The 23,805-nt window shown below is 45.5% G+C and carries 18 protein-coding genes and 2 pseudogenes; 6 read left to right on the forward strand and 14 right to left on the reverse strand.

From position 1 onward, the window contains the following. Positions 1-92 precede the first annotated feature (92 nt). Positions 93-686 carry a family 4 glycosyl hydrolase gene (locus GC096_RS36240; protein ID WP_171637768.1) on the reverse strand — a complete coding sequence of 198 codons (594 nt, stop codon included), beginning with the start codon at positions 684-686 and terminating at the stop codon, positions 93-95. Next, the gene (locus GC096_RS39630) at positions 683-853 is read right to left on the reverse strand and encodes a family 4 glycosyl hydrolase (protein ID WP_376769553.1); all 171 of its coding nucleotides are present in this window, start codon (positions 851-853) and stop codon (positions 683-685) included. The genes GC096_RS36240 and GC096_RS39630 overlap by 4 nt, the downstream gene beginning before the upstream one ends. A gap of 58 nt (positions 854-911) precedes the next feature. Here GC096_RS39630 and GC096_RS36250 point away from each other — a divergent pair. Beyond that, positions 912-1,176 (forward strand): annotated as a pseudogene (locus GC096_RS36250) (transposase); the annotation flags it as partial. An 850-nt stretch (positions 1,177-2,026) separates the two neighbouring features. Here the strand turns inward: GC096_RS36250 and GC096_RS36255 are convergent. The 4 genes from GC096_RS36255 to GC096_RS36270 form a co-directional block, all read right to left on the reverse strand. Next, positions 2,027-2,173: a hypothetical protein gene (locus GC096_RS36255; protein ID WP_171637802.1), complete on the reverse strand. Its 147-nt coding sequence runs from the start codon at positions 2,171-2,173 to the stop codon at positions 2,027-2,029. A gap of 363 nt (positions 2,174-2,536) precedes the next feature. After that, on the reverse strand, positions 2,537-5,380 hold the full coding sequence (locus GC096_RS36260; RefSeq protein WP_171637804.1) for an RCC1 domain-containing protein: 2,844 nt from the start codon (positions 5,378-5,380) through the stop codon (positions 2,537-2,539). Between the two features lie 498 nt (positions 5,381-5,878). Next, a complete protein-coding gene (locus tag GC096_RS36265) occupies positions 5,879-6,571 on the reverse strand; it encodes a response regulator (RefSeq protein ID WP_171637806.1) in 693 nt (230 codons plus the stop codon). Beyond that, entirely contained in the window at positions 6,561-8,405 is a 1,845-nt protein-coding gene (locus GC096_RS36270) for an ATP-binding protein (protein ID WP_171637808.1), read from the reverse strand. The genes GC096_RS36265 and GC096_RS36270 overlap by 11 nt, the downstream gene beginning before the upstream one ends. Before the next feature lie 271 nt (positions 8,406-8,676). Here GC096_RS36270 and GC096_RS36275 point away from each other — a divergent pair. Then, positions 8,677-9,933 (forward strand): annotated as a pseudogene (locus GC096_RS36275) (ArsB/NhaD family transporter). Between the two features lie 13 nt (positions 9,934-9,946). Continuing rightward, positions 9,947-10,237: a hypothetical protein gene (locus tag GC096_RS36280; protein ID WP_171637810.1), complete on the forward strand. Its 291-nt coding sequence runs from the start codon at positions 9,947-9,949 to the stop codon at positions 10,235-10,237. Between the two features lie 23 nt (positions 10,238-10,260). Here the strand turns inward: GC096_RS36280 and GC096_RS36285 are convergent, their stop codons facing one another. Both GC096_RS36285 and GC096_RS36290 read right to left on the reverse strand, forming a co-directional pair. Continuing rightward, positions 10,261-10,929 carry a hypothetical protein gene (locus GC096_RS36285; RefSeq protein WP_171637812.1) on the reverse strand — a complete coding sequence of 223 codons (669 nt, stop codon included), beginning with the start codon at positions 10,927-10,929 and terminating at the stop codon, positions 10,261-10,263. Between the two features lie 231 nt (positions 10,930-11,160). Further along, the gene (locus GC096_RS36290; protein ID WP_171637814.1) at positions 11,161-11,499 is read right to left on the reverse strand and encodes a hypothetical protein; all 339 of its coding nucleotides are present in this window, start codon (positions 11,497-11,499) and stop codon (positions 11,161-11,163) included. Positions 11,500-11,716: 217 nt separating this feature from the next. On the opposite strand from GC096_RS36290, the gene GC096_RS36295 reads away from it, so the two are divergent. From GC096_RS36295 to GC096_RS39635, 3 genes are read left to right on the forward strand one after another with little or no spacing between them, the layout of a single operon-like run. Continuing rightward, positions 11,717-12,766 carry a GntR family transcriptional regulator gene (locus tag GC096_RS36295; RefSeq protein ID WP_171637816.1) on the forward strand — a complete coding sequence of 350 codons (1,050 nt, stop codon included), beginning with the start codon at positions 11,717-11,719 and terminating at the stop codon, positions 12,764-12,766. After that, on the forward strand, positions 12,759-14,237 hold the full coding sequence (locus GC096_RS36300; RefSeq protein ID WP_171637818.1) for an alpha-N-arabinofuranosidase: 1,479 nt from the start codon (positions 12,759-12,761) through the stop codon (positions 14,235-14,237). Before GC096_RS36295 ends, GC096_RS36300 begins: the two co-directional genes overlap by 8 nt. Before the next feature lie 12 nt (positions 14,238-14,249). Beyond that, positions 14,250-14,537 carry a DUF6171 family protein gene (locus GC096_RS39635; protein WP_376769554.1) on the forward strand — a complete coding sequence of 96 codons (288 nt, stop codon included), beginning with the start codon at positions 14,250-14,252 and terminating at the stop codon, positions 14,535-14,537. A 62-nt stretch (positions 14,538-14,599) separates the two neighbouring features. Here the strand turns inward: GC096_RS39635 and GC096_RS36310 are convergent, their stop codons facing one another. The 6 genes from GC096_RS36310 to GC096_RS36335 form a co-directional block, all read right to left on the reverse strand. Further along, the gene (locus GC096_RS36310; protein ID WP_171637822.1) at positions 14,600-15,442 is read right to left on the reverse strand and encodes a phytanoyl-CoA dioxygenase family protein; all 843 of its coding nucleotides are present in this window, start codon (positions 15,440-15,442) and stop codon (positions 14,600-14,602) included. A 111-nt stretch (positions 15,443-15,553) separates the two neighbouring features. Further along, positions 15,554-17,293 (reverse strand): DUF5107 domain-containing protein, encoded by a 1,740-nt coding sequence (locus GC096_RS36315; protein ID WP_171637824.1) that lies wholly within the window; start codon positions 17,291-17,293, stop codon positions 15,554-15,556. A 48-nt stretch (positions 17,294-17,341) separates the two neighbouring features. Beyond that, on the reverse strand, positions 17,342-18,781 hold the full coding sequence (locus GC096_RS36320; RefSeq protein ID WP_171637826.1) for a hypothetical protein: 1,440 nt from the start codon (positions 18,779-18,781) through the stop codon (positions 17,342-17,344). A 14-nt stretch (positions 18,782-18,795) separates the two neighbouring features. Beyond that, positions 18,796-21,492: a right-handed parallel beta-helix repeat-containing protein gene (locus tag GC096_RS36325; protein ID WP_171637828.1), complete on the reverse strand. Its 2,697-nt coding sequence runs from the start codon at positions 21,490-21,492 to the stop codon at positions 18,796-18,798. A 17-nt stretch (positions 21,493-21,509) separates the two neighbouring features. Then, a complete protein-coding gene (locus GC096_RS36330; RefSeq protein WP_171637830.1) occupies positions 21,510-22,412 on the reverse strand; it encodes an aldo/keto reductase in 903 nt (300 codons plus the stop codon). Between the two features lie 34 nt (positions 22,413-22,446). Further along, positions 22,447-23,790: a DUF455 family protein gene (locus GC096_RS36335; RefSeq protein WP_171637832.1), complete on the reverse strand. Its 1,344-nt coding sequence runs from the start codon at positions 23,788-23,790 to the stop codon at positions 22,447-22,449. Positions 23,791-23,805: the final 15 nt, after the last annotated feature.

Raw genomic sequence — 23,805 nt, forward strand, 5'->3', positions numbered from 1 at the left:
CGCGATCAAGATATTATCTAGATCATATCGCATTTCATCATGGAATTTTTTTTGAGTGGCTCTTACGACCTGCCTTTGCCAATCCGCATCTGTTATCGCCTTGCTATAGTTTCGGCTGTGGGATCATGTAAAACCGCCAGTTTAACAAGTTCCTTATCACCTTTCAAAGCCGCTTCGACAGCCATCTTCTGAACGCTGATACTCGTACGGCAAGTGGCTGCGCATTGTATCGGAAGATTACCAACATGAACCGCGTGAATGCCAGTTTTGTCCACATAGCATGGAACTTCCACCGTGATGCCACCTGGTAGGTTCGACGTTGAAATTGCCTCGATACGTCCTTCCCGTTTCCAAAGCTTCCAAAATATAAGAACCATACTCTTCGGAGCGCTGACCAACGGAATGAATTCTGTTTCCCCAATCAGCCACTTCGGATACATGTTCTTGTATTCGTCCTTGCGTTTCGTACACGCATCCAAGTAGCCTGCTGTGCGCCCCCCGCTCCATACTTCATTGTTAATCCACCGTTCCTGATCCCCTTTACGATACCAAGGCAAATATTCGCTTAGATGCCCGTTCGACTCGGTGGAATAGTATCCGAATCTTCGGAGTACATCTATTCGGCAAGGCTCTTGCTTGGAGATGACTGGATGTTTCTCATAGGCTTCCAACAGTCCAGCAGTCAAATCTCGACCTTGATGAGCCAGTTTGATAAACCATGTCTGATGATTGATTCCGGCGCATTCGCTGCAAGCTCTCTGATATCTTTCGCCAAATCCAGCAGCACGGGGATTGTACGTAGTCCAAAGAACACACCACCGGGGCCCAACGTATCGCCGACACATGGATCCACCCCATATTTCAGCGGAATCTCAATATCGTACTTAAATGCCTCAAGTCCGCCAACGCGGGCTGTTCAAGAGAGTGAAAATTTTAAAGCGAAGTCGAAGAAACGCTACAAAATTGAAGCGAAAAACAGTGAGTTGAAGCATAGACACGGGTATGATGTAGCCACTTCCGCGGGTCTATTAGGTATGGAACTTCAGGGAGCAATGGCGATTTTTTGCAGTGAATCTAAAACGAATTTTGAAGCTAACGATTAATATTGAAGTTCTGAAAGGCCAATACAGCAAAAAGAAGACATCGACAACTTCGGTAGATGTCTTCTTTTGGTAAATGAACCCCAATTTAAACTAAAAAGGCTAGTTCTTCAGTGGCCTCCTTATATTGGTAGGTTGTTTTTTTTAATCTCATGACTAATGGGACTTGAAAGAAAAGCCCGAGCATTTTCGCCCGGGCTTCACTTCTTCTTTATTGCTTAGATTAATTGATTATTTCTTTTATCTGCGTGATGTTACCTGTACGGTGTGGGTACCAACAGTATCCGGCACTTTCAAGTTACTAAAAGATTCACATTTGGAATCATATCCAAGTCCGTCTATAGGATTACCTATCCAACGAATCCACTCAAGAAGTCGTGATATCGAATTGCACTGTTATAGGACGAAAACCCATACCATTGTAAGGAGATGCGACAAAAGTTTTATTCCATGTTCCAATTGAGTTTAGATGATATATTTTCTGTGTGCCATATTGGGAATAAATTAAATCACCTTTGACTAAAACACAGTTAGAACCGCCACCGCATACTCTGTAAAAGCAAAACTCGTACATCTAAAGTCAAGTCTCCAAGCCAACTGATTTCATGAGCTTTTTTCTTTTCCCTAGCGCCGTGACCAGCGAACCTTACTGAACAGCTGCGCAGGACGGATAATTCTTCAGCCACTTGATGAAGTATTTCTGGATACTCTGCAAGTACGGCGAATTCCAAGCCTGCAGAACAGTAATCAATTTTAGTAGCACTTTTTCTCCGCAAGCTGTATCTGCGTGCATTGAGGAAGCGGCGGCGGAGGCACAACTTGCGCCAAGAAGCTATTCTTTGCGTTTTGCAGTTCGAAGACAGCCACATCAACTTCCACTTGGCTCGCGTAAGCGTTTTGCTCAACGGCTTCAGCCGCTGCAATCGCTAGTGGAATTCGTCAGTAGTTGCTTGCGGATAATTACCTGACTGACTTCCAATAACAGCCACAAGGTGCAAGGTGGAGAACTCCCCAATAGCTGCTTGTAGTGCTGTTCGGTCCGTTTGTGGCAATAGCGCATACGTAATCCGCAAGATCGGAGCTCAAAGACCCTGCTCCTTGCTCCATATCGATGTCAACTGAGGATCTCCAACTGTGCGCTGCTTTACAGCGAATGCGGCAGTCCCACCGTTCACAGACAACTCCTGCACGATTGAGGTCATGTCGATCTCTTGCCAAGATCCTCCAGAAGCTGCTTGTAAAATCGGGAACTGGGTCTATGCACTCACATTCTAAACATACATAATCAATAAAAACTTCTTTTCGTCTTTCATATGCTTTCATCCCCCACTCTTGCTCATGCTAAACACCTCCAAGTTGTTTTTCATATCTAACGATATGATTTACTTTTCTTGGAGGTGTTTTGATTTGTTTTACGTTAATGGGTCAGTTAGTCCTTACTTCGCCTTCAGCAGATTTATGATCATTGTGATTGCTTCTGCTCTCGTTGCTGTCGCACTAGGTGCGAACACGTTATTTCCAATACCTTCAACAATTCCCGCTTCTCTAACTGCTAGAATAGCTGGCTTTGCCCATGCCGGAATATCCCTATCATCTGCAAAACCTGTAGAATCTACGGTTGCCAAGCCTGCTCCATACGCCCGAGCAATCATTGACGCAAGCTCCGAACGTGTGATGTTAGCGGTTGGACGGAATGTACCATCGTTATAACCAGCCACGATACCTGCGGCTACGGACTGAGCTACCGCTCGTTGTGCCCATGCGCCAATTAACGTGCTATCGCTAAAGCTGAGCGGTGCGCCATCCCCTAATGGCTTGAGGGCATTCATTAACATCACCGTAAATTCAGCGCGTGTAATCGTTGCATTGGGTTTGAATGTTCCATCTGAATAACCAGTTACGATTCCTCGGCTTACAGCTTGATGAATTAGCGCTTCTGCCCAGTGTCCTGCGATATCGGAAAACGTTACTTCTATCTTCTGGTTGTCTACGACCAGTACGGTAAATTTCGCGAAATGATCGACCTCTACGGTAATGGTATTACCACTTACTTTACCGCCGAGTTCAATCCAGCGTTGTTGATTTTCATCGAAGTAGTAAATAGAAGCGTGCTGCGCTTCACTTACTTTGCTAGCATCGAATTGGAATGTAAGTGTGACGGGCTCCTTGAAGCTGCCTGGGACATCCTTCGATAGCTCGTACACGGGGCTCGCCAAGACGATGCCTTGTTGTTCAAGCCCTGCAATGTCCTTCACCTTTTCAATCGTAATTGTGGTTGGTTGATCCATTGCTCCACTCGGGATCGATACAGCAGCTTCTTCCCCGAGCTTGACCTCGCCATCCCGACCAACTGGCAAGGTCATTTTCCCATCCGTTGAAGTAATCGGAGTTGTTGATGCCGCACCACTATTACCTGCTGTACCACTGCCACCTGCTGTACCACCACTACCTGAGTCTCCACCGCCGCCAGTATCGATCGGTGCAGCTGCACGGGTGACAGTGATCGTGTAAACCTTTGTATTCCCCTTTTGTGCGGTTACGGTCACCTCAACGGTGTTTTCTCCGACACTAAGATTCGTGTTCCCTGCCACATCAACAGTAGCATCGGGATCAGACAGCGTGTACGTTATTGTTGATGTAGTCTGAGCATAGGGGATGCTCACTTCATACGGACCGGTTTTTCCTGAGGCAAAGCCTGTTACCGTCGTTCCGTCCACTTGAAGATCGGTCAAGTTAGCATTATTGGGTCTACTGTCACTTATATAGATCGACAAGTCTTGCGATGCACTTGAACTAAACGAAAATGTCAAAGTCGTAGACGTGTCTACTTCCAGGGTGTTCAAGTATTCCTTTTTAATGGTGACGGTAGAGCCATCTACGGTGTAATCGTCGCCTACTTGTAATGTGTATGTTCCATTCGTAATGCCTGTGAATGGATTGCCATTCAATTGCAGGTTTATCGTTTGGTCTGTGTGATCTTGATGCTGTACATATTTATCAAATGAAGTATAACTCGGGCTTATCCTGCTATCGATTGTGGAAAGCATAAGCGTGTAGTCTACTCCAGCATCGATTGCGGTTACCCTTCTTGGAAATGGCATTTTTGTTGGGCTTAGCTGGTCAACGTAATTACCGAGTCCTAGTTGCCCAGTGCCCCCGGCACCGAAGGAATATACCTCGCCATTCGTAGTTAAGACTAAGGAATGATATCCTCCAGCTGTGATCGCTGTTACGGTTTCATCGTTTAGTGCATCAATTTTAGTAGGGCTAGACAGATTATTTGTATCACCATGACCTAATTGCCCACTGTTGGGTTCGTTAGGACTCCAGTTATAATAAGTACCACCAAAAGAATAAACCTTGCCATCTGTCGTTAAGACGAGTGAGTGAGTTGCTCCAGCAGCGATCGCCTGTATAGGGGGTAAAGAATTAATTTTAACAGGAGTAGTCTGAGTACTGGTAACTCCAAGCCCTAGTTGCCCGGCAGCCCCTTGACCAAAGGAATAAACCTCGCCATCTCTTGTTAAAACAAGGGAGTGATCTCCTCCAGCAGCGATCGCTTTGACGGTCACATTGTTCAGCGCATCAATTTTCTTAGGACTGAGCTGGTTAGACCAATTGCCATGCCCTAATTGCCCAAAGCCTCCATAACCAAAGGAATAGACCTCACCAGTCACCGTTAAGACAAGGGAGTGATCCCTCCCAGCAGCAATTGCTGAAACTTCTGGTAATCCCTCAATTTTCGTCGGGGTTAGCTTCGCGCTTCGATCACCATGCCCTAATTGCCCAAAGTTGAAGTAATCGCCGCCATCACCGCCAAATGAGTAGACGTCGCCAGTAACTGTCAAGACGAGGGAGTGATATTGTCCAGCAGCGACTGCTTTTGCTTTAGGTAAATTAGCAATCATTTTGGGGGTGCTTTGGACATTATTCGAGCTTTGCCCTAGTGGACCACGATAATTATTACCAAATGAATAGACGTCGCCATCGGTTGTTAAGACGAGGGAGTGATCATTTCCCGCGGCAATTCCGCTAATGTTGGCGAGTCCTTCGAGCTGTCGAGGGGATGATTCGTTCGAACCCCCCCCATTGCCTAATTTCCCATTGCCGTTACTCCCGAAGGAATATACGCCCTGCACAGATGGCTCCGTATCTGCAGAAACATAGGATGGTGCGAGCAACATCGGTTGAATGATGCTGACTAGCAATGCGATGATGAGTAATTTCGGGAAGATTCCCTTGATAGATTTCTGTTGTAAGTACTTGTTGAAAATAGACATACTTCTTTTACCTCCTATGTATCTGTTGAAAATCTTTATAATGTAGCTGGCACTTCCACCTTGCTTCCAATCCATGGCCATACAAGCACTGTAGAGCCCAATCCACGAACCTCCTGAACCATGCCCGGAATAAAAAGGGATTACGTGTATGTTTAACACGACAACGAACCCTAGCATTGCATAAAATGGCTTTATTGCCCGCTTTACAGCTTCTTTAACGACTGCGAACAATCCATTCATCCTATCTTCTTCATCTAATGCAATTGGGGTAGCCTGATGCAGTTGGGGAGGGAGATTCCGAGCGGCGATTCGACGGAAATCTTGTGAATTCTCCTTTTTTTGAGTATAAACGAGGAAGTTTAAAATCAGTTTAAACAGCACTATTATTTTTAAATTCTGCAGGAATATGCATTGAGATGATATTTACAAATGTGGTGTGTCGTTCAGCCAACGAGGGTAAGTACAAATTCATTGTTGGCTGACGGCATGAGGGGCGGACTATCGGGAGGACATCACAAACTTGTAACCAAAACCTCGAACAGTGACGATAAAACTTGGTTTGGAAGGGTCCAGTTCTATTTTGGTGCGCAAATGACGGATATACACCATCACCGTACCTAGATCACTTAGACTATCCCATCCCCATACCGCCTGATATAATTCCTCAGCATGAAAGATTCGATTGGGGTTTCTCAGAAAAAACTCTAACAACTGCCTTTCTTTTGTAAAAAGCGGAATCGCTACGCCATTAGCAAACAGCTCAGCCGACGTATAATTATACCTTAAATGCTCGTACTCCCATTGTTCCGAGGATGGACCATGGACTCTACGCAATAAGGCTTTGACCTTCGCAACCAATACATTGGGATGGAACGGTTTGAGCACATAATCATCCCCTCCTCCGTCCAGTCCAAGAACCATCATTTCAGCCTCCTGTCTGCTGCTGATAAAAATGATAGGAACATTGGAATGCTGACGAAGCATTCGGCAGACCTCTATCCCATTGCTATCCGGAAGCATAATGTCCAGTAAAATCAAATCTGGCGGCGTTTCTTTTTGGCATTCGACGATTGCTTGTAGCCCCTTGTCTATTTTCACCACTTCATATCCGTCACGTTCTAAATATAGCTTGATAAGTTCACTTAAATCTGGATCGTCTTCAACAATCAAAATTCTCTCTTTATTCTGCATGCCATACCTCTCCCTGTTCGGGTGCTGAGATCGACGAAACCGGAATGCCAAAGAAGAATCGGCTTCCTTCACCCACAATACTATGAACACCTACATAGCCGCCGTGCGAAGCCACAATCCCCTTAACAATTGCCAATCCTAAGCCGCTTCCCTTGCGATCTCCCTTATACACTTGATAGAATCGTTCAAATAAATATGGAATATCTGCCTCAGCTACTCCTGACCCCGTATCCTGCATGGCAACCACAAAACACCCCGTTTTATCTATTGAAATAGACGTTTGAATGGTAATTCGTCCACCGCCAGGCGTAAATTTCTTGGCATTAAAAAGTAAATTGCAAAATACCTGCTCAATCCGGTCAGGATCAACCTCCGCATGATACGAATTTGCGGGTACTCCCTCATCATATACAAAGTCAATACCGCTATCTTCTATATCCCATCGATATCTATCAACCAATTCTCGGAGGAAAGGACCAAGGTCAATTATTTTCTTATTAAATTGTATTTGTCCGGATTCGATACGTGCCAACTCCATTAAATCATGAAACATACGCTGCAAGTACAATGTTTTCTCATAGACAATATGCAAATATTCCGTTTTACTTTCGGAAATAACGCCATCAATCATGCCTCGGATATATCCTTGTATCGAAGTAATCGGATGTCCTAGCTCATGGGAAATATCGGAGAACAAACGACGGCGATCTTCATCAACTTTAGAAAGCTCCGCATAGGCCTGTTCCAGCTGGCTATGGCTTTGCTTTAACTCTAATGCTTGTTCTTTTACCACGTTTGATTGATGAATCAGCTCATTTTGGTAAGTCTTGCGTTGCGTAATATCGGAAAAGATAACGAGTGACCCCGTACGCTTTCCACTCATCTGAATGGAAACTTGCCGAATCCAAAGATGAATTCCGACACTTTCAATCTCGACCTCTCCCTGCTCCTTGGAGTCATATAGCGCCTGAAGAGCGGGATAAGACGCCATGAGAGACGTTATGTAGGTCCCTTTCAACTTGTAATCCCCGCCTACACTCTGAATGATGGAATGGGCAGCAGGGTTCGCGTCGATAATTAAGTGTTTCTCGTCGACGATCAAGATGCCCTCGGTCATGTTTTCCAGCACTTTTTCTTTGACGATCGGTGAGACTTGTAAGAAGTTATAAACGAACAATGCATAAAAAAGTAGGAGTCCCGACGGTAGCATCGCTTCCGCCACGCCCGCTTGCCAACCGATTAAACCAGCCAGCTCGGGGAAGAAAAAAGGTGAAACAACAGCTATAACTAATAAAATATGTTGCGTTCTCTGCATCCCTACGACTTTTCGGTAATGCATCAACAACAAGGTAAGCGTCCACAAACCCATCGCTTTATTTAAAGCCAAGAACAGATACCCAAGAGGAGTCCGCGTCATCTCGATGCGCTGGGTCCCCTGGAAGTCCTCTAAAAACACGGTCAATCGAATAAGATGGGTATGTGAATCTATGAAAAGCAAAATCCAATAGATCACTACGATGAAGATAAGTATAGTTAGTCTCCGAACAATGGCTTTGCTGTTCGTACCCACGAAGGACATAATCATTCCAAGCAACATGACCGGTGAGAGATACAGAGGAATCTGCTGTACGTTACGCCAGAACAACTTATCTTCCAAAGAACCCCCTGTGAGCTCAAAGATACTAAACAAGCCTTGAGACGACATTAACACCATCAACACCACGAAATAAACGAACTGTGGCTTTTGACGAAACCGGAAAGAGTATACGAATAAAATTAAATAAATAATACTGCTTAGCAACAAGGAAAATGGGTACTCGCCTTTTAATATCATCTCTAAACCTCGCTATTTTCATTAATAGATAGGGATACTTCGGTTAAATATCGTACATACAATCCCTTGAAAGCGTAAAATTACGATGGACACAAAAAACTTACGCATACTTATTACTTCTGTCTAATCTCTAACAGTATAATCGATACCATTATTCTCTACAATTTCTAGATAACTAACTATATATTTTTGCGTTGCGGAGGAGCCTGTCACCAAGGCTTCCTTTTGTTCTTTTTCGACATTAGGAGTCCTTGATAAGGGCTCTTTTTTTATGCGCACTTGTTATTTAGGGAATATTACTTACAAAAACGAAATTCATCGCACCATCGTAGCAATGATCGGTGGTGTCCTGATGGTAGTTCTTGGTGTAGTTGATCAAGAATCCGCATTGCTTCACATTGATTTCAATACACTTGGACTCTTAATCGGTATGATGATCATTGTAAGTATCACAGCTGAAACAGGATTATTTAAGTATATTGCACTAGTCGCGGCAAAGAAGGCAAAGGGTGATCCCGTCAGGATTCTAGTATCACTCGTCCTTATCACGGCAATTGGATCAGCCTTTCTAGATAACGTTACAACCGTACTCCTCATGGTTCCTGTTACCTTCAGTATCACGCGGCAATTACGCGTTAATCCCGTCCCTTTTCTAATTACTCAAATTCTCGCATCAAATATCGGTGGCACTGTAACATTAATTGGCGACCCACCTAACATCATGATCGGAAGTGCTGTTAAGGAATTGACCTTTATGGCCTTTATCAACAATCTTGCTCCAATTGTTGCCGTCATTATGGCTGTCACAATTCCGATCTTCGTATTCATATTCCGCAAGCACATACAGACGACACCTGAGTTAAAGATGAGTATTATGCAAATTGATGAAAAAGAATTGATCGCAGACCGAAAACTACTTATGAAAAGTCTTTCCATTTTAGGTCTTACGATTATTGGTTTCTTTCTCCACCAAATGCTACACCTTGAATCAGCAACTGTAGCCTTAGCTGGGGCTTTCCTGTTACTGCTCCTTACTGGAGAGCACTCCATGGAAGAAGCTTTTACAAAAGTGGAATGGACCACGATCTTCTTCTTTATTGGATTGTTCGTCTTAGTTTCAGGCTTAGTGGAAACAGGAGTCATATCCAAATTAGCTGCTCATGCTATTGAACTCACAGGAGGGAATCCTGTTGCGACATCAATTTTGATTTTATGGCTCAGCGCCATTGCCTCGGCGTTTTTAGACAATATACCTTTTGTGGCAACGATGATTCCTATGATTCAGGAAATGGGTAACATGGGGGTAGTGAATCTAGAACCACTGTGGTGAAGCCTAGCATTAGGAGCATGTCTGGGTGGTAACGGCACATTAATTGGGGCAAGTGCTAACTTAATTGTAGCTGGCATGTCTGCGAAAGAAGGACGCCCGATTAAATTCATTACGTTTATGAAATATGGTTTTCCGTTAATGTTAATTTCCGTTGTACTAGCAAACATTTATATTTATGTCCGATACTTAATTCAATGAGGAGGAATGCAACGTGAAACTCAATTATGAGTGGAATCAACATGTAATTGATATTAGCGAAGATGAGGTATTGAATGATATCGAATTCTCCATTAAGGTTCTCACCCCATCGCACTTTGATGATATGAAGAGTATCCAGAAAGTCTTCGAATCAAATGACGACATCACGGATGTGTTAGTTTATACCTACACCAACCACGAATATCGTGTCATCGTCCGCAAAGATTATTACGTAGATTTCATCCTTCAACTAATGAAAAACCAACTATTAACGAAAGTCGAATGGAAAAAGGAACTTCCTTAACAAGGAGTTCCTCTACTGTATTGCTATTCGATTATTCGCCCAGTCATCGAGTGAATCCTAATGGATACTTGACGTCCACCTTTTTCATAAGTGAGGACATGAACAAGAGGAATACCTTTTCTAGTGGGGAGATAGCAAGAAACTTCATGGATCGGATTAGTTGTTTTAAGTGTAGCGTCGTGTATATTGGCTTTCTGTTTCGCATCTTCGAGAGATATAGCCGGGTACATTGGCCTGCCTAGGCGTTGCTCTTCTAATCCTGCATGTATGGTGCCATTTATTCGTTGCACGACTCCTGATCTGTCTAACTCTACAATCATTTGATCCCCGCATACAGGGTTCTTATATAGTTGTCTCTGCATGGTAACCTTTGTTGAAGTGGCGCTCTTGTCAATGGAGATAATTTTCAAATCTTGATCTAACTGCTTCAGGTCGTAAAGTCGTTTGATCTTCTCCAGGTATCTGAATGTAATCCATCCAGGTGAATGTGCTGAAGGCTTAGTTAAATTCCCATCAAGTAATTCTGGCGTTTGAGTAACTGGATTCCATTTCACTTGTAATGTATTTTCGCTCTCTGCACGAATACTCTCTAAGATTCTCTGCGACCGTTGAGAGATCTCTATGTTCTCTGCAGCAGGCATTAGGTTAGGCAACGAAATTGACAAGGACAGAATTAGATCCCAAGTAAACAAGCAATCACCCCTTATTTACATCTTTGATCAATTCAGGTGATTTTATTCAATCAATAGTCTATATAAGCTCGTTTTAACTCTCTTTAAATTAATCAATTTAAAGAATCCGAAGTAAGAAAAAATTTAAGAAGAGCTATCATGAAGAAGAAAATTTTACTTTCTTTATCAGGTGCCCTATCATTTGCGATTATTCGGACAATTTTTCAATTTTTTCTCTATAAAAAAAATCAACTATTCAAATCTTATTGGCGGTATTACTTGGTTTATAGTCGCAAATAATTGAGCAATGCTTGTCCATTGCAGAGCCCCAAGTGGAGGCTCCTTGCCGTGATCAAGCAGGGCTTCTAGAAGTAACTCAACTTTTGCAAAGGCAATGCTGTTTTGTTGGAGGTTCAAAATTGCATTATAGGGCTTCTCATTACTGACTTCTTCCCCAAAATAAGCCTTCTCAAAATTCCCTAAAGAAGCTAAATGCCTTACCTTTGACGTTTCTGGTCGATCGATTACAGCATTATATATCTTCTCATTATGAGCCCATGCCGGATTTTTGATTTGCTTCCCTTTTCGCATTGTAGTTGTAGTGTCACTATCATGTAAAATTTAGTATTTTAATTACTCAATAATTATGAATTTCCTTCTCATAAATTCTGGAAATATTCTCAGTAATTATGACACCACACACAAAACAACAACAAAAAAAAACCTAGACTTCCCCACACCACACGTGGTATCTTATTGGTATTATATAGATTAGAAATGGTATCACCCAGAATGGTGGTTTGGTCACATGGAGAAATCTCCACTTATCAAGGAAAGACTTATCGAACAACTTCGTGTCCAAATTCGATCTCTACAAAAGGATCAACTCATCAAGATTCCATCTGAGCGAGATTTGGCCGAAACCTTCGAAGCAAGCCGGGTAAGCGTGCGCGCAGCAATCAAGACCTTAGTCCAAGAAGGCCTTCTTGTTCAACTAATTGGCAAAGGAACCTACATCGTTCCGGCTGTACTCTTGGACACGTTATATGTCATGTGTTCATCGGATATCAAAGGAAATGACCCTTACTACACGAATTTCCTTGTCGAAATTACGAATTTAGCTGCCAAGCAAGCGATCAAAATTTCCATGGTGCACCCTGATCTGCCGCGCGAAGCTGCACCGAAGAGTCCGCTCATTCTAATCGGACAGATGGAAGACGAGCAATTAGATCGGCTCAAGACGACGGCAGGCCAGCTTTTCTCCATTCAGCGCTATGCCCACCGAGAAGATATCATCCAAATTTATTTTGATGATGATCGGATCGGCAGTAAAGCGGCCAAAACGTTATACGATGCAGGGCATCGCTCGTTCACCCTGCTGGCAGGGCCGGATAAGTACGATTCCTCGCGACTTCGTAAGCAAGGCTTCCTTGCCTTCTGTCAGACGAAAGACGTACAAGTCCAGGTCATTACGGAGAAAATGAACTGGGAAGGCGGTCGCCGAGCAGCAAACCTCCTACTTACAGCCGAGCTGCCGAATGCGATTTTCGCCGTGAATGATTGGATGGCTGCTGGTTGCATCCAAGGCCTTCGAGAGAATGGCCGCACTATTCCGGACGACGTATCCATCATTGGCTGTGATGATATTCCGCTGGCCGCTCAAATATCGCCAAGACTGACGACATTTAGCTTGGATGCCAAGCATCTCGTCGAGGAACTGCTTTCCGCCATTCACCGTCATCACGCCGATGTGTCAAACAGCAAGGAGCAAATCATACTTTCGGCTGCAATGATCAGTCGAGAGTCGGTTTCCAATACCAATTTGAAACACGAAGGAGTAGATACCTTTCATGGCTAAGCTGACGATTCACGCGGATTCACCGCTCCAAACGATTAATCGAAATATTTACGGTCATTTCTCTGAGCATCTAGGACGATGTATCTATGAAGGCATCTGGGTTGGACTCGACTCACCTATCCCTAATACGGAAGGTATGCGTAACGATGTACTTGAAGCGCTGAAAAAACTGCAAATTCCGGTTCTCCGCTGGCCTGGCGGCTGCTTTGCTGATGAGTACCATTGGAAAGACGGTGTCGGCCCAGCCGAGAAACGTAAGCGAATGATCAATACGCACTGGGGCGGTGTTCTCGAGAATAACCATTTCGGCACGCACGAGTTCCTACGTTTATGCGAATTGATTGGCGCTGAACCTTATATTAGCGGTAATGTTGGAAGCGGTACCGTGGCGGAAATGTCGGAATGGGTCGAATATATGACCTTCGACGGCGAGTCTCCGATGGCGAACTGGCGTCAAGAAAACGGCCGTGAGAAGCCGTGGAAGCTCACTTATTTTGGCGTAGGGAACGAGAATTGGGGCTGCGGTGGCGACATGCGTCCGGAATACTATGCAGATTTGTATCGTAGATACGCTTGCTATGTAAGGAACTACGGGGACAATAAGATTTTCAAAATCGCCTGTGGCGCCAATAGCGCTGATTACAATTGGACCGAAGTCTTGATGCGCGAAGCAACCAAATATATGGATGGTATCAGCCTTCATTACTATACCCTGCCTACTGGCGTCTGGAAAGATAAAGGCTCAGCAACAGATTTCAATGAACAAGACTGGTTCAATACCTTAGAAAAAACCCTATACATGGATGAACTCATTACTCGTCATTCGGCCATAATGAATACCTATGATCCTGACAAAAGAGTTGCCTTAATCGTGGACGAATGGGGCACTTGGTACAATGTAGAGCCTGGCACGAACCCTGGATTCCTTTATCAGCAAAATACGATTCGCGATGCGCTCGTCGCAGGCATTAATTTAAATCTTTTCCATCACCACAGTGATCGTGTACGTATGGCCAATATTGCGCAGGTTGTCAATGTATTGCAAGCAGTCATCCTTACAGAGGGTGCAGACATGCTGCTTACGCCGACTTATCATGTGTTCGATATGTACAAGGTGCATCAAGACGCGAGCTATATTGCTACAGATGCCGTGAGCCCTTCCTACGAAATGGATGGTAAGCAAATTGACCAACTTAGCGCATCCGCTTCATTAAATGCAGACAACCAACTACATATTTCCCTTTGTAATTTGCATCATGCCGAAACGCTTGAAGTTGAGTGCGACATCAAGGGTCACTTGGGTAGAATGATCTCAGGTTTGGTTATCACCTCGGATACGATGGATGCGCACAATACGTTCGAAGAGCCTAATGCTGTGAACACACGACCTTTTACCGATTATCGGGTCGAAAATGATGTTCTGCTTGTGACCCTTCCTGCCCGCTCCGTGGTCACACTTTGTTTACAGTAGGAGTGCTGCGTAATGGATACTTCAGCTAGAACAAGTTCGGAAGTCGGTTCGGATTGCAAAGGGTGTTCAGCCTCTGTTCACGTGACACCTGAAGAAATCGCCAAGCTTTTTGGCGAAACGCTACGCGTGCGTAACCTGAAGCTGACAACGGAAGCCGAATATGATCGCCGTATCGCGGTCTGCACCAGCTGCAGTGACTATCATTACGGCACAACTTGCCGCCATTGCGGCTGCTTGATGGGTATCAAAGCCAAACTTAGTAGCGCCCGCTGCCCTTCCCCACATGGGAGCAAGTGGTAACCTGGCAGGCTTAAACAAAAGATCGCTTACTCACTTAAACAGTGGGCAAGCGATCTTTATACTTATTTGCGGCTGTATAACAATGGATTCAGCTCAGAAGCAGCTAGCTCCCCAGGCTTCAAGCCAGGAAACCACCTTTTCAAATCACTCTCACGTGCTTTACTATCCGGTTCTGCAATCCGCAATCCATCTGCATAATAAATGACGGTCATGACTTTGCGCATCGTATCCGTCGGATTTCCAGGCGCGCTGTGCAGTGTCCAACCCGCATGGAACGTCGCATCCCCGGCTGCCATCGCACCATGAGACTTGGTCTCGAACCCTTTCCCCTCGATATAGCCTGCCAGCGTACGATGGGATTCATCGGAGATAACCATCTTATTAATGTATCCCATCAGATGCGATTCGGAAGCAAACGTCATCGACCCCACTTCCTCCGAGATCGGCACAAGCGGCATCCACATTGTAATCGTCTTATCCGTATCAAGCGGCCAATAAATTTGATCTTGATGCCAAGGGGTATGACCGCCGTGCGGTTCCTTAAACAACGCTTGATCATGATACATACGAACGCCATCAACGCCCATTAAGTCAGCGGCAATTTTGGCAAAGCGCTTAGCAAACACGAAACGCCCAATCGCTTCACTTTGTTCCCATAAATTCGAAATTTGGATAAACGCCTTCCCATACGTATCACGTTGATCCAGAGGTTTATCTTGGTTGTTCAACGTTTTCACCAAGTCGGAGATAATCGGTTCATAGATATTGATCTCGGCTTCGTTCGCTACTCCGCGAAGAACGATATGGCCATCTCGCTGATAGCTTTCCTGCTGCTCTTGCGACAACGCGTAACTGTCTTCTAACAATGGCAATGCGTGGACTTGATTCGCCTCTAGATTACTCATACGCTATGCACCTCAATTTGTCTATTTATAGCTTAATTATAGGATCCTCGTCCCTAATAATCTTTGTCAAACAAGGTTATTCATTTGTCAAAAACAACTGGATTTCAGACACTAGTCCTCTTGATATTCCCTATAAGCACCGAATTCAAATAAATCGTCCTCACCTAACGAAGAAGGCACCTCTCGGCTTGGATCACCCAGCCCCTCCATTATGCGAAGCCAGAGCTTCGTGCGTGCATAGCGTTGATGAACCAATTGGAAGACGGTGCACTGAAGCAATTGTTTCGCTTCCTCGAATTCCCCTTGATCCACCAATAATGCTGCGCGCCGCTCCACTAACCATTCATCCTGCAACGCACTCGTTTGAGCTAGCCAATATGCCCGCTCCTCAAGAGTTTCCGCTCCAATACCAGCTAAGGTCACATCTCTTTCAAACGTCACTTGTGGATGTAAAGCGAATGCCCGTGAACGGATTCTCCGGTAACATGCAGCAGCTTTGAATAAATCTCCTATATTTCGCCGATATAACCGAGCCGCCAGCGCCAATGCCCTGTCTTCTCCCGAAGCTTCAAGCTCCGTGAGTGCCTCGGCAATCCGGTCTTTCCCTGCATACCATGCACCTAATTGCATTTTCCATGAGGTGTATTGGTCTGGTTGAACCGTTGCTGCCCAACGAAGCGCCTCCTCCAACTCTTCATAGCCAGATAGGGCCCATCGATTATCGTCTATACCAGGAGGAAGAGGAAGAAGCTCCGACTTCTGCTTACTGTAAGCCTCCACGACCCACTCCCATAGCTCCGATTCATGTGGGCGAGCAAAACCGAATAAGGGGATTTGCTCTTGAGCTGGCAGGTCAACAACAGGAACCGGCAACGAATGAATGTCTAACCGTCGATCCGTCGGAATCCAAAACTCCACATGGACATGTGAAGCTCCAGGGTCCAGCCTGTTCTTAATCGATTGATCCATAATGGGTCCTGCTTGCATCTCTAAACACTGCTCCCCATTTTTCGTGTATTGGGTAATCCACTTTTCATGTTTGCCAGTGCCATCCGACCATAATTTAATGCCAGGCGTTATCCGTTGGTCTGCGACATGGAATAAACCGCTTCCGATGCTTGGTGTATATACACCAAAGGCCTGACAGTCCGGCTCGCGCCAGAAAAAACCGATCATCCGATCAATCTCCTCCTGCTTTCTAGGTCCCTCTACAGCCCAATCGATCGTTTTCATCTCATCGCCATGTGAAAGCACCGGTCCATTTGGAAACCAGAATTCAGTGTCCGCATGAGCGGGTACTCCTGCATTGGACCATGACATCCAGGGATGCGGCTCGGACGTGGGATTATAGAAATAGGTTCGTTGTGTCAAGAAATCATCGTCTTCCCCCAGTGAATACTCAACGGTCCACTGCATCCCAAAACGAGCTTCCCGCTCCCCGCACCAAATGAATAACCTATTGACTGTTGCTAAGGTTTGAAAGTGAACAGGCACGATCTGCACCGGTGAATGGGATATCGGGAAGCTAACCTCAATCCCCCCGCCAATAAAAAAATGTCTGGGAAGTATCCGTATGGGTCGGATCACAGGAATTGAATAAAGCGCCTCCTTGCCTGAAGCTTTATGGATTAAGGAATACACCTTGCCTCCCAGATCAGGACAAACAGTTACCTTTATTCGATCATTCTCCATGGTAAGGAACTGATACGTTTTGATGATAGGGCGGCGGCTCGTCTCTGCATAACTCTCATAAGGATAAACCCCGTCCGGATCTTGTGCGGTTGGAATAGGTCCAGCACTCACCATAGGGTGTGTTAGTAATACATCCGTAAATGCTCGAATCTCCAGCATGCGACGATCCCCCTCCCTTGCAGATTTTTTTCAATACTGTCCATTCTACTAAGACCATAACCCCAAATAAGGTACTGAAGCTACCGATGACAGCTGTATATCTTGTTCCGTAAACTCGCCCTTCCGTAAGAAAATACCCTCATCCGTCTTCACGAATACTGGCCGATTCGCGAAGTTAAAATGGCTGGGCAGCTTACGCTCCCCGCCGACCCAGCTCATATCGCGGCCAAACCGCGGTTCATCCTTGTGCCCCAGCAGCTGATAGACATCCATGGACTGGTAGTCCGTAATCGTCCAATGACGATTATGCTCCATCCATATGCAGCGGTCTCCAAGCAGGATTGAGATTTGATTGTATGGTTGGTTCATGTCGCGCCAAACGTCTTCATCTGCCCCATGGCGGGCGACTAAATATAATAAATCATGACTGTGCCAGGCGCTGCTCGGGGCTACGTCCGCTTCATTGTGCCAACCTGTAGCGGAAGCAAAATACCCCCGAGGGTTCTGATATTTCGCATAAGTGCGATCACATTTCTTTAGGAAGGCAGTGAGCTCTGCATCCTCCTGTTTTGCCAAGTACTGATGTATACCAAATAAGGACATGCCCATGCCGGCAATCAGCATGGGTTCATTGATTTTGACCCAACTGCTCCCGGAATGATAATAGACGCGGTGCAGTCGAATTTGTCCTTTACTGTCATACCAAGCTGAACGTGCCAAATGGCGGCATAGGGCACCAGCTTGCTCCAAGTATTTCTTTTGCCCATACATCTCATAGGCCAATACAAGTGGCGCAATCAGAAGCCCGTAATATTCTGCAGGCTCTGTGCTTGAAGCATCCCCTGCATACCTGTAAGAAGCCGTACAATTTTGATCCGGAAGTCCGATAAAATGAAAATCCTTTATCATCCTATCCAGTTGACGTTGAAGTTCTGCCCCCCACCGCTGATCATCGAAAACCTTCACGTATAGGAGCTTACCCCATAAACGGGCATATTCCTGATTGCTGATCGCTCTACCATTCGTATACATGATGCCAAAAGGATAATGCCTGTCACAGGCATCCATAGTAGCGGACATGCTGCTGCGTATTCGCTGCATATAGGCTTCGGGAAGCCAATCTTTCGCATACCAGGCTGTCAATCCAAGAGAAACGTTAGGCATCATATTATGAATTAATCCGACCGAAAGACTCTCACCCATTTGGAAGCCGATATGTGCATATTGACCATCCATTTGAAAAGATTCCGTTTGAAACTGTATGAGACGCAGCAAGGTATCTTCCAGTTCTGAATCCGGTTTCTGCTGCAGCATTAATGCTAAGGAGGGGAGCAGCGGACTAGCCCATGTGCTGTGACCGCATGTGAAATCACTCCATCTATACGGATTCGAGCCCCATACGGAATGATTATGAAACCCGTAAATCGCTCCATGATCCTGAACCCACGATAATAACCAATTCGCTAACGCACCTGCATGGGGTTTCATTATCGCACCTCCTCTCAGATTTGCTGCGGTTTGATCCATAAACCGCAATCATCTACATAAATATTGTGTCCTGGCAGCCCCATAACGGTTTGCCCTCCAAGATTCTCTATAGCTACTGTTGCAGATGTCCTACCCTCACCCGTCGTGAAATACAGCTCGGACATCGTGCTTTCCCAATTCCAGCGGTTCACGGTAAGTTGTACCTCTTCCGCATCATGTCCACTAACAGACATCCGGGCTGTGGCGGCACGAAACGAATTATGAATCACCAGATTATGAACCAAACACTGTCCTTCCCCTGAAAAAACCAAATACACATCATGTACGCCTCCAATGAGGCTGAGCGGTGTACCGAAGTAATTCCAAGTCGCATTATAATCCGTCTTTTGAACTACGGCTCCAATCAATTCGCCATTTAATCGATCGATCCTGACCTCAATCGTAACAGGGCCAATCATCTTATTTAACCCGATGGAAAGGACGTCATATTTACCTAGAGAACCGAAATCAATGTCCGAAAACTTTAACCACTCCTCCGATTTCCACGGGCCGACATATCGGACATCACGGTATATAGCCCAATTGCCATCTGGCTCCTTATCCCACAATCCGCTAGAGGACCGTTCCGAATGCTCTGTCGCCAATCGGTACTCACCTCCGGATTTGATACCCGCATAAAACATATAAGTCGTATTTGGCTTTAATCCCTCAATGAATTGCTCGATACGATCTCCCGTATGAAGGACAGCAGCATATTTGTTGCTGCGAACTACTGACGGGTATGCCCCATTCCTGCTGTAATCCCATGCACACTCGAACACAATGCGGGGTGAGCCCGTGGCCTTCCTCCAAGGAGCCAATGCACCCGTTTCGAAGCCACCATTACGGATTCGGCTTTCATGATCCAATGCGATGACCTTCCCTCCGGTTTCCTTGGACTCCTGCCTACTTCCGAAATCATGTCCAGGAATCCAACCTTCTCCGCCCCATTCATATGCGCCCACATCCGGAGCTTCGCCTGTATGATTATCCGTCACGCCAGCTACAAAAGTCCCCTTTCCGATGACAGGTGATTCCGGACGAAGTCTGAAATCACCACGCTCTGCATCCACGAAGCACGGCTCGACATCAAATCGGTTATGTGACACCACACTGTGGTTACCCCATCGGCGAATTTCTCCATCTGCAAAAAGATTGTTCGCCATATGCGTACCGTACATATCATCGAAACAGAAGACCGAAGAATCCGCTATCGCCTTGCGGTAAAACGTATTGTTATAAATGAGTGTTCGTTGAATGGGACGATTGAGCACCATGCCCCGTTCGGGAATGTTCCAAATCACGTTGCGAAAAAAGCTTACACCACTCGTCCAAGCATCCATGTAAAAACCAAAGCTAAGATGGTCAGATAGATTGTCATGCAGCCAATTATGATGAATTTGTGTGTTGTCAAAGTCATGGTTAAACAGATAAATCATGCCTGAATCCTTAGTTAGCGCATTTGCAAAGGACACATCACAATATTCAATGACGGAACGCGCAAATACACCGGATATGGAAGTCCGGCCTCCCCTCGTTATGGTGCAGCGGCTTACTTTATGCTCAGAGCCTGTCAACCAGATCATGCTCGCATAGGATGCTTCAAAGTTGCCGTCATGAATATAGCAATTCATTACTGCATTCCGTTCATCCGAAACATAAACGCCGATCCCTTCAAAATGGGAAATTTCACAATCGCGGATTAGATTATCCGATCCGCCAAGTTCAATGCCATGGGTCCGACCGTAAATCGTCTGACGGTACCCGAACGAACGATCTAGCCCATACATACGAGATTTCCGTATTTGACAGTGGCTCGCACCTTTCGTCGTCATCGATGCGCCTCGACAATCCACCCCGATAATCTGAATATGCTGCTTATTCCTCAAATCAAACGCGTAGTCACGGCGCTTTGCCTCGACGGTATGGCTGGATGGATGCCCCCCGCCTGGAGCAATGATATATAGCATCCTTTCGTCAGCATTGTAATACCACTCTTTTTCCGTATCCAACGCTTGCAATGTTCTTGTAATAAAATATAGGTTACCTGGCTGCGTACGGTAATGCTCTGCGGAGCTGACCCACTGATCATGATACAAAGTGCCGGCTTCGAAGCCTGTCACCCTTGCCGTTGACATAAAGTAGCTCACTCCGTTCACGCAAGCCACCATAGCTCCATCCCAGTGCCCGTCAGGAAATGCCTTCAAATCCTCATCATACAGCGTGTAGGTTGGGTATTCATTAGTAGCTGCATCCACAACTGCATACTGCGACTTATCCAGTCGGTCTTTCAGACTCGGCCATTGTGCTTCCATGCCAAGTTCCTCATCGAAGAAAACCAGATTTCCGCTGCCATCAAGTAGATCCCACGTCACTTTCCCTTTATAAACTGAGCCTTTATGAGGCATCCATTCCGTTATCTCATCGCAGCCACTCACTACAACCCGTTCTCTCTGAAAAGCTTCGAAACGGATAGGTGCGCCATCCTTGCCGCTATTCGTCGGAATGATCGTTTCCCGATAAGTACCCTCCCGAATGTAACAAGTATCCCCTGCTTCCATCCTCTGAGCTGCTTGGCTGATCGTGCGAAATGGACTCTGCTCCGTGATTCCGTCATTGCTGTCATCGCCATTTATAGCAACGTAATAGTGGTTTCCCTTCATTTCTTCCATATTTCCCCCTCCTCTCCTTACATTAATTTCTTCCCTTGAAATAAGGATAGGACCCTAGCTACATGTTCAGATAATAAGCCTACCCCATCACAATAAGCAGCGTTTCTCGTTAATGAATCCACCGAAGTCGTACCTGTAAGCGTCACCGCAATATCAGGACATGAAAGACTAAATCTCATTGCAGGCTCTACTAGCCCATTGGGTTCGTTCTTATGCAGAAAATCCAGCTCATTCTTCCGCTTCATCGCTTCTTCCAGCAAAGCCGGATACTTAGCAAGAAATGGCGCCGGCCGATCCGTCAAAATGCCCATTCCGAGCGGGCTCCCATGAATGACGCCGATATTCATCTCTCTTGCCAAAGGCAGCAGTACATCCTTGGCGGTATAGTCCACCAGCGTATACCTTCCGAAGGTTTGAATTGTATCGATAAGGCCATCCTGCACAAATGGAATTAGACGCTCAATATTTCCTGCATTTACCCCGATTGCACGAACAATCCCATCCTTTTTTAGCTTTAAGAATGCAGCCACAGTACCTTCCATTGCAGCTTCATAACTGACCGACTCCAGCTCGTGCAGCTGAATTAAATCAATATAATCCGTTTGCAGCCGTTTCAGGCTCTCTTCCACCGATTTCATGGTATTCTCATACGTATACGGCACTCCGCGCACCACCGCTTTGGTCGCTAAAATGACTTGGTTTCGTTTCCCTTTCAGCCCCTGACCGATTCTCCTTTCACTTTCCCCTTGCCCATATAACGGTGCTGTATCTATAAAATTAATACCCAAATCAAGAGCGGCATCAATGACCCGAAATGCCTGTTCATCCGTCGTATCTCCAAAATCGCCACCAAGCGGGGCCCCTCCAAGTCCTAACTTGGATACGCGGAAGTTCGTTTTACCTAATAGGGAATATTCCATGTTCACCACTCCTTGAACGACTGTCATGCTTCCATTAATATTTTGAATAAGACAGTTCAACCGTTGAAAACCCGCAGAATGCCGGAAAGTTCTTGGCAATTTGCTGACGTTCCTCCAGCGGGACATCCAGATATTCCAAGCGGATTAATCTAGCTCTCTCCGAAAGCTTTTGCGCGGTAATGAGATCATTCTTTAATGTTTTGAAAAGCTCATGCCCCCATCTTTTTCCAAAATCGACATGCATACGTTCATCCACCATATCAAATTCACAATGGATAGCAGAGAGCGCATCTCCAAACTCCCAGAAAGCTTCCGCTGCTTTACGCTTTTTGATAAATGAGCATGGCTCCGCAACCATCGTTAGACTGGCATACATATCCGCGTACCAGCTATCCTCAACCTGTTTGCCAGGACCGCTTTTGAAAAATTGAAACTGATCCAATGAATAACCAAGCTGAAGAAGCCTTCTTACCCCCATCGCAAAATGTCTGGTCTCATCCCACAAATGACGAGCTAAGTCAAAATAAAATGCAAGAGGCATGTTCTGTACTGCGTAGTATAAATAACTTAAACTTTCCGCAGCAGACATTTCAGTAGCGTTAATATAATGCATCTGCTGAATGCTGTCCTGAAGAGGAGACATTCCTGGATCGGAGTAAGCTTTCTTGTATTGATCTGGCTTGTGCGAGTAGTGCGGAAACCTCGGATCGAGCTTGCCTTCCGCTGGTACAGGTCCTGCTGGCGGAACACCCGGCGCAGGAGGCCACACCTGTCTACTTGAATAGGCATGCCAAAGATTCGACACATACAATTTCCAGTCTTGGAATATTTGCCGTCGTTGATCGCTTTCAGATGGAACAAATTGAAATTGTTTTCGCAACGTAGTTAAGAGCTCTTGTTTTTTCATAAGTAAAAGGTCAAGAACATCCATAGTAGGCGCATCCAATATGGTGTCTAAACGAAGGGATAATTCCTCTATTCGGTCGTACAGATTGCGGACAAAAACGAAATAACTATAGAAAAACGTTTCTGAATTTGGCGCAAGTGATCCACGTTCATACAGTTCTCTTAAGGCTTGAGGCGATCTCTCCTTGAACCCCAACTTATCTGGAAGTTCCGCGATACGCTCGCTTAATTGCTTGACATGCATGGCATGTAAATAACCAAAGCGGCCCAGTTGAATTTTTAACTCGTAGTCCTCCAAGGCGGGCATCCAACCAAATGCCAATCTGGATAGTTCGAAGCAGTTCCAAACGAGTTCTTTGAGGAGCTTAGCTGTATCCTGTGGTCGCAGAAATTGTCCCACCTTGATATCCGAAAAAGAGGTCGATAGAAACTCCTCATGGTCTAACTTTGATTTATCTGGATGATTTGACATGTGACTCCCTCCCAC

This window comes from Paenibacillus plantarum, assembly GCF_013141695.1.
Taxonomy (GTDB): Bacteria; Bacillota; Bacilli; order Paenibacillales; family NBRC-103111; genus Paenibacillus_E; species Paenibacillus_E plantarum.

What these genes read in the sequence shown, in the direction of transcription:
- GC096_RS36260 (WP_171637804.1), bottom strand. Translation starts at nt 5,380, where the DNA reads ATGTCTATTTTCAACAAGTACTTACAACAGAAATCTATCAAGGGAATC.
- GC096_RS36265 (WP_171637806.1), bottom strand. Translation starts at nt 6,571, where the DNA reads ATGCAGAATAAAGAGAGAATTTTGATTGTTGAAGACGATCCAGATTTA.
- GC096_RS36270 (WP_171637808.1), bottom strand. Translation starts at nt 8,405, where the DNA reads ATGATATTAAAAGGCGAGTACCCATTTTCCTTGTTGCTAAGCAGTATT.
- GC096_RS36290 (WP_171637814.1), bottom strand. Translation starts at nt 11,499, where the DNA reads ATGCGAAAAGGGAAGCAAATCAAAAATCCGGCATGGGCTCATAATGAG.
- GC096_RS36295 (WP_171637816.1), top strand. Translation starts at nt 11,717, where the DNA reads ATGGAGAAATCTCCACTTATCAAGGAAAGACTTATCGAACAACTTCGT.
- GC096_RS36300 (WP_171637818.1), top strand. Translation starts at nt 12,759, where the DNA reads ATGGCTAAGCTGACGATTCACGCGGATTCACCGCTCCAAACGATTAAT.
- GC096_RS39635 (WP_376769554.1), top strand. Translation starts at nt 14,250, where the DNA reads ATGGATACTTCAGCTAGAACAAGTTCGGAAGTCGGTTCGGATTGCAAA.
- GC096_RS36310 (WP_171637822.1), bottom strand. Translation starts at nt 15,442, where the DNA reads ATGAGTAATCTAGAGGCGAATCAAGTCCACGCATTGCCATTGTTAGAA.
- GC096_RS36315 (WP_171637824.1), bottom strand. Translation starts at nt 17,293, where the DNA reads ATGCTGGAGATTCGAGCATTTACGGATGTATTACTAACACACCCTATG.
- GC096_RS36320 (WP_171637826.1), bottom strand. Translation starts at nt 18,781, where the DNA reads ATGAAACCCCATGCAGGTGCGTTAGCGAATTGGTTATTATCGTGGGTT.
- GC096_RS36325 (WP_171637828.1), bottom strand. Translation starts at nt 21,492, where the DNA reads ATGGAAGAAATGAAGGGAAACCACTATTACGTTGCTATAAATGGCGAT.
- GC096_RS36330 (WP_171637830.1), bottom strand. Translation starts at nt 22,412, where the DNA reads ATGGAATATTCCCTATTAGGTAAAACGAACTTCCGCGTATCCAAGTTA.
- GC096_RS36335 (WP_171637832.1), bottom strand. Translation starts at nt 23,790, where the DNA reads ATGTCAAATCATCCAGATAAATCAAAGTTAGACCATGAGGAGTTTCTA.